General features: G+C 70.2%; 9 protein-coding genes. 3 read left to right on the top strand and 6 right to left on the bottom strand.

Going from position 1 to position 5,679, the window contains the following annotated elements:
- Positions 1–676, top strand: a 676-nt coding sequence (locus AB0M52_RS29495) for a hypothetical protein (protein WP_363960515.1), incomplete at its 5' end; no start/stop codon positions are given.
- 67 nt (positions 677–743) lie between these two features.
- On the opposite strand, the gene AB0M52_RS29490 is transcribed toward AB0M52_RS29495, so the two are convergent.
- Positions 744–983: a winged helix-turn-helix domain-containing protein gene (locus AB0M52_RS29490; protein WP_363960512.1), complete on the bottom strand. Its 240-nt coding sequence runs from the start codon at positions 981–983 to the stop codon at positions 744–746.
- 212 nt (positions 984–1,195) lie between these two features.
- Between AB0M52_RS29490 and AB0M52_RS29485 the strand changes: the two genes are divergently transcribed.
- Positions 1,196–1,513: a DivIVA domain-containing protein gene (locus AB0M52_RS29485; protein ID WP_363960509.1), complete on the top strand. Its 318-nt coding sequence runs from the start codon at positions 1,196–1,198 to the stop codon at positions 1,511–1,513.
- Entirely contained in the window at positions 1,510–1,794 is a 285-nt protein-coding gene (locus AB0M52_RS29480) for a hypothetical protein (protein WP_363960506.1), read from the top strand. The genes AB0M52_RS29485 and AB0M52_RS29480 overlap by 4 nt, the downstream gene beginning before the upstream one ends.
- 174 nt (positions 1,795–1,968) lie before the next feature.
- On the opposite strand, the gene AB0M52_RS29475 is transcribed toward AB0M52_RS29480, so the two are convergent.
- The 5 genes from AB0M52_RS29475 to AB0M52_RS29455 form a co-directional block, all read right to left on the bottom strand.
- Positions 1,969–2,310, bottom strand: coding sequence for a DUF1416 domain-containing protein (locus AB0M52_RS29475; RefSeq protein WP_363960503.1), 342 nt, complete (start codon positions 2,308–2,310; stop codon positions 1,969–1,971).
- Position 2,311: 1 nt separating this feature from the next.
- On the bottom strand, positions 2,312–3,160 hold the full coding sequence (locus AB0M52_RS29470) for a sulfurtransferase (RefSeq protein WP_363960500.1): 849 nt from the start codon (positions 3,158–3,160) through the stop codon (positions 2,312–2,314).
- A 211-nt stretch (positions 3,161–3,371) separates the two neighbouring features.
- Complete coding sequence (locus AB0M52_RS29465) at positions 3,372–3,449, bottom strand: Ms5788A family Cys-rich leader peptide (RefSeq protein ID WP_311202345.1); 78 nt, start codon at positions 3,447–3,449, stop codon at positions 3,372–3,374.
- A 72-nt stretch (positions 3,450–3,521) separates the two neighbouring features.
- Positions 3,522–4,307 (bottom strand): DUF2993 domain-containing protein, encoded by a 786-nt coding sequence (locus tag AB0M52_RS29460; protein WP_363960497.1) that lies wholly within the window; start codon positions 4,305–4,307, stop codon positions 3,522–3,524.
- A gap of 96 nt (positions 4,308–4,403) precedes the next feature.
- Complete coding sequence (locus AB0M52_RS29455) at positions 4,404–5,444, bottom strand: hypothetical protein (RefSeq protein WP_363960494.1); 1,041 nt, start codon at positions 5,442–5,444, stop codon at positions 4,404–4,406.
- Positions 5,445–5,679: the final 235 nt, after the last annotated feature.

The following is a 5,679-nucleotide window of genomic DNA, read 5'->3' as shown; positions in this document are numbered from 1 at the left end:
ACTCAACACGTCGCGGTCGACGCCTACCATCCGTAAGGAGCATCGGCGAAAGGCGGTAGCCGTGCGTATCCCTCGGCAAATGTTGAACGCGCTGGCCATCGGCAGCGCGGCGGTCCTCCTGTCGGCAGGCTGCGGCGGCCTGAATCCGGCCCGGCCGAGCACCGTTCTCTACGAGGCGGACCATCCCTCCTATCTGACGGCCGACGACCTGGCCCGACGAGCGACCCTGATCATCGAGGCCCGATTCGGCGGGCAGCCCCGGGTCGAGAAGGAGTTCCCGTCCGACGCCTCGGACATCACCGATCCGCAGCTCAACCCCAACGCGGGCGTTCCGGAGCAGGAGCAGTTGAACGACCGGACCGCAACGGTCATCACCGTGCACCGGGCAACGGTCGAGAAGGTGCACAAGGGATCGGTCAAGCCGGGCGACATCATCGAGGTGAAGGAACTCGGGGGCACCCTCGACGGGGTCAGGTACGAAAATGCGGACAGCGCGCCGATCTCGACCGGGCGCTCCTATCTGCTGTTCCTGGAGACCTACCCCGACTCCCCCGCATCGCTGCTGAATCCACTCCAGGGCAAATACGAACTCGATGCGGCCGGGAACCCGGTATCCGCCCCCGGCAACACCATCACCCTGACCGGCGTGGACCTCGCCAAGCTGATCGACAAGTAGCTGACCAGAGATCTTGGTACGTCACCGCCCCTCTGGGGGTCGATTCGTACCAAGATCTCTTGTCAGGTCAAGGCTTGCGGAGCCAGGTGCTCGGGTCGGTGACGAAGACACCTTTGCCTTGGTGGCGATCGATCACTTCGAGCGCCTCAAGCCGGATGAAGACCTGACGGATCGTGGACGCACCGACGCGGTGCAGCTCGCACAGTTGGGCGATCGACGGAAGCTTGTCGCCCGGCTTGAGCTTGCCGCTCTCGACGTCCGACATGATTCCATTGGCGATTCGCAGGTAATCCGGGGTAGCAGGCATGTCGCTCCTCGCGTGGCACCTCCGATTCGATCACGCACCCCCGCATCTCGACAAGCTGACGCCCATCAACCTTGACTTATGCGCCTTAGGCGCATAAGTTGGCCGGCGAGCGCTCCTCGCGTGGCAACGAGCAGGGCTCAATCCCCCGGTCGGGGTGGGTCGGGCACGGCGACTCACCCCGACCCACCGACGCCCCAGCACCCTCGGAAGAGGTGGTCGACGTGCGCAACCCGTTCCGGCGCTTCCGCCGGCACAAGGACAGCCCCGCTCCGACGGGCGCCGGCAATCCGGGCCGGCACTACCGGTCCGCGGCGTACCGACCGTTGCGCCCCGACCAGATCCGGGAGCGACAGTTCGCGCTGGTCCGGCGGGGGCTCGACGCGACCGAGGTCGACCTGTTCCTGCGCCGGGTCGCCGACGACCTGGCCGCGCTGCACGCCGAGTTGGGGCGTACCCGGGAGGAGAACGTGCGGGTCAAGCGCGCGCTGCGCGACTGGCAGTCGCGGTTCGCGCCCGGTGCGCGGGCGTGAGCGACGCCGGCACCGACGAGCGGCCACGCTTCGTCGTCCACCTGACCGTACGCGCGACCGACCTGGCCGCCGCGCACGTGCTCACCCGCGCACTCACCCGGTCGCTCGGCTTCCTGCCCGATCTGATCCTCGGCGAGACGACGATCTCCGTGGAGGGCGCGCCGGACGTACACCATCAGGTCTTCTGCGACCGGCCGATGAGCTACGGCCGGCGCTGCCTGCTCCGCCCCGACCACGGCGGCGGCTGCTCCCGCCACCCCCTCCGCCCGCTCCCCCGGTAGCCCGAGTGTCAATCTTGGACAGTTGTCGTCAGCGAAAAACGACAACTGTCCAAGATTCCAAGGAATCCTTTGCGCCCAGCAGCCGAGAACAGGCAAACCGGGCCGGATACGGCTCGTGGCCCGTATCCCCCACGGAACGAGGGACGCGGGCCACGAGGCCGATCAGAGCGTGGGTCAGTCGACGACCGTGACGGTCACCTCGTTGATGCCCCGGCCGGCCGTCACGGCAGTGTCCCCGTTGCCGTACCGGGAGAGCGCCCGCAGAGTCCAGGTGCCGGGCGCGGCGAAGAACCGGAACTGGCCGGCCGGCGAGGTCACCACCTCGGCGGTGAACTCACCGGTCGAGTCGAGCAGTCGGACGTACGCGCCGGGCACCGCCTCGCCCTCGACGGAGCGGACGACACCGGTGATGACCGTCTCCTTCTCCAGGTCGAGGCTGGCGGGCAGCGGTGCGGCCTGGTCCGGCGCCGCGCAACCGGCGGCGGTGGCAGCGCTTGCTGCGGTGGGTGCGGTCATCTCAGGCCTCCCCCGGCTCATCGCCGAGCGCCACCGGCACACCGACCAGCGAGCCGTACTCGGTCCAGGATCCGTCGTAGTTCTTCACGTTGCTGTGGCCGAGCAGCTCCTGGAGCACGAACCAGGTGTGCGAGGAGCGCTCGCCGATCCGGCAGTAAGCGATGGTCTCCCTGCCGTCGTCCAGCCCGGCCTCGGAGTAGATCTTGCGCAGCTCGTCGTCGGACTTGAAGGTGCCGTCCTCGTTGGCCGCCTTGGACCACGGCACGCTGATCGCGGTCGGGATGTGGCCACCGCGCTGGGCCTGCTCCTGCGGCAGGTGGGCGGGGGCGAGCAGGCGGCCGGCGTACTCGTCGGGGCTGCGCACGTCGACCAGGTTCTTGGTGCCGATCGCGGCGACGACCTCGTCCCGGAAGGCGCGGATGCTGGTGTCCGGCTCCTGGGCGACGTACTGGGTCGCCGGGCGGGTCACCGCGTCGGCGACCAGCGGCCGGGCGTCCAGCTCCCACTTCTTGCGGCCGCCGTCGAGCAGCTTGACGTCGCCGTGGCCGTAGAGCTTGAAGTACCAGTACGCGTACGCGGCGAACCAGTTGTTGTTGCCGCCGTAGAGGATGACGGTGTCGTCGTTGCTGATGCCCCGCTCGGACAGCAGCGCCTCGAACTGGGTCTTGTTGACGAAGTCCCGGCGGACCGGGTCCTGCAGGTCGTTCTTCCAGTCGAGCTTGATCGCGCCGGCGATGTGGCCGGTGTCGTAGGCCGAGGTGTCCTCGTCGACCTCGACGAAGACGACGCCCGCGGCGTCGAGGTTCTTCTCGGCCCACTCGGCCGAGACGAGTGCGGTGTCGCGACTCATCAGATCACTCCCTGGTGAGGATGGATGGTGAGCCAGCGCGCGGAGGTCGAGGATGTGGATGTGTCGCACCACGCGCGGGACCCATAGCTAGGAACGGATCACGGGTTCGTGCGACGGCGCCGCTGCCGGGCGTCCGGTGGGGTGCACCGGGATGTAGGTACGCGTACCCCGAGTGCCGATGGCCGCTAGGCGGCCCGTTACAGCCCCGCCGTCAGATGACGGGGCGACACAGGCAGGTGGCCACGCGGCACAGGTCGACCGCGCGCCGTTTGGTGAGGAGCGTCCCCATGGTCAGCGAGCCTACCAGCCATCCCGGTTATCTCCAGCGGGCCGACCAGCATCCGGGACACGGGTCCCGAGGTCAGCCAGCCGAGTTGATCGGTACGTCCCGGGCGTCGGCGGTCACCGTCAGACCCTCGGGCTGCGGCCGGACCTCGCGGACGGTCAGTTGGAACGGCAGCTCCGGCAGGGGTACGGCGACCGAGATGCTGCGGGCGAAGTTGTTCAGCAGGGTGCGGGCCAGCGGCGCGTTGGGTAGCCCTTCGGCGTCCAACTGCTCGAAGCGCAGCGAGATCTGCCCCTGCTCGCCGATGACGATGTCGGCGGTGCCGGTGACCGTGAGCCGCTGGCCGAGGATGTCCACCGGCGCGGTGACGGCCAGCTTCCCGTCCCGCTCGCCGAGGGTCAGGCCCTCCCGGTCGAGCAGGGCCGCCAGGCTCTGGTAGCTGATGGTGCCGGTGCCGTTGACCGTCTCGGCCACGACCTCGCCCCGGCCGGAGCGGAGCGTGTCCAGCGAGGCCCGTACGTTGCGGGCGTCCACGTCCAGGCTGGGCAGCGCGACCGCATCGCCCTGCACCGAGCCCCGCACGTCGCGCAGCCTGATGGTGATCCGCTCGTACCGGCCGTCGAGCACCTGGGTGAGGAACGGGAAGCCACCCACCTCGACCTCCGGCGGCGAGGACTGCGCGCCCTGCTGAACCACCTGCTTGCGGACCTCGTCGGCGATGGTGCGCTCGGCGACGCTGGCCGCCACCCGGTCGGCGATGGCGAGCAACCCGGCGAGGACGAGCAGCAGTACGGCGAACCCGATCAGTACCTTGCGCCCCCGTCGCCGCGGTCGCTGTTCGTACGTGTGCTCGTGGTCCACGCCGTCTCCTGTCTTGTCGTACGTGATTGCCGCCCAGCGCGCACCGGTGTTACCCGGAGTCCGGATTCCTCAATCGCCGCTCGCCCGACCAGCCGGTCACAACACCAGCTGGCACATCAGGTACGCGGCCGGCGCCGCCATCGCGAAGCCGCCGAGCGGACCCTGCACGTGCCGGGCCGCCCACACTGGCGGCAGTTCGCCCGCCATCAGCCGGCCGGCCTCGGCGTACCCCACGGCGAGGTCGGCCAGGACGGCCACCACCGCCGTGACCAGGCCGATGATCGCGGCCCTGGTCGGCGTGAACGGGGTGACCAGGTAGCTGCCCAGCAGCGCGCTGACCAGGGTGCCGACCATCGCTCCGCCGACCACGCCGGCCGCTCCCCGGGGCACCTGGGGAGCGAGCCGCGGCCAGGCGGCGGCGGCGTCGGCGACCCGGGCGACGGTGAGCGCGACCGCGCTCGCGGTGAGGCAGACGGCGATCGCCTGGGTGCCGGCGGGGATCCGGCTGAGCACGATGAGCGTGGCGAAGGCGACCACCCCGAACACGATGGTGGCGGTGGTCCGCAGCGAGTCGGTCACCCGGACCCGGTCCACCCGGCGGACCAACTGACCGAGTACCGCGACGAGCACCCCGCCGATGGCGACGAAGAACAGCGGACCCAGGCGGGCCTCGGCCGACCGCACGGCCATGGTGTCGGCCACCACCGCGGTCACCACGCCGACCCCGAGCACCACCGCCAACGCCGGCGGACGGGTCACCATCGTCCAGGCCAGCACGAACAGCACCTGCACGGTGAGCACCACGATGGTGAAGGGCAGCCGGTGCCCGGGCCCGGAGGTCTGTGCCGCGAGGACCAGGCCGAGGCCGAGCAGCGCGGCGAACCCGCCGATGGCGAGCGTGAGCTGCCGGCGCACCTCGACCGGCGGCTCCAGCTCTTCCTCCTCGTCGTCGTCGACGTCCGGCCCGTCCTCGGGACGCCGGGGCGAGCCACCGCGGCGCAGGCGTCGTGGGCCGCCGGAGCGTCGCCGCTCGTCGGTCTCCACGGCCGGTCCGGTACGCGGCGCCGAGCCACCCGCCGCCAGCGGGTCGTTGGCCCACGGATCGCGGCCGGTCTCGGGCGAGTTGGAGGGAAACACCCACCGATCGTGCCAGACCAATCGGCCGACGCGGGTGCCACGGTTTCCGCGACGTTAAAACCTGAGCCGCGATCAGGGGCAGAAAGGACAAACGGGAAACCTCGCCCGGGCTCGGCCTGGGCAATCGGTTACGCTCAAGCCGAAACCCGCCCGTCAGCGACGCCGGGACCCACGGAAATTCCCAGCGCCACATCCGCAGGAGTGCGCTGGTCGCGTGCGGCCCTACAAGGCCGCC

Source organism: Micromonospora sp. NPDC051296 (genome assembly GCF_040682255.1).
Taxonomy (GTDB): Bacteria; Actinomycetota; Actinomycetes; order Mycobacteriales; family Micromonosporaceae; genus Micromonospora; species Micromonospora craterilacus.
Note: the sequence above shows the minus strand (reverse complement) of the source record. Positions and strands in the feature narration are given on the sequence as shown.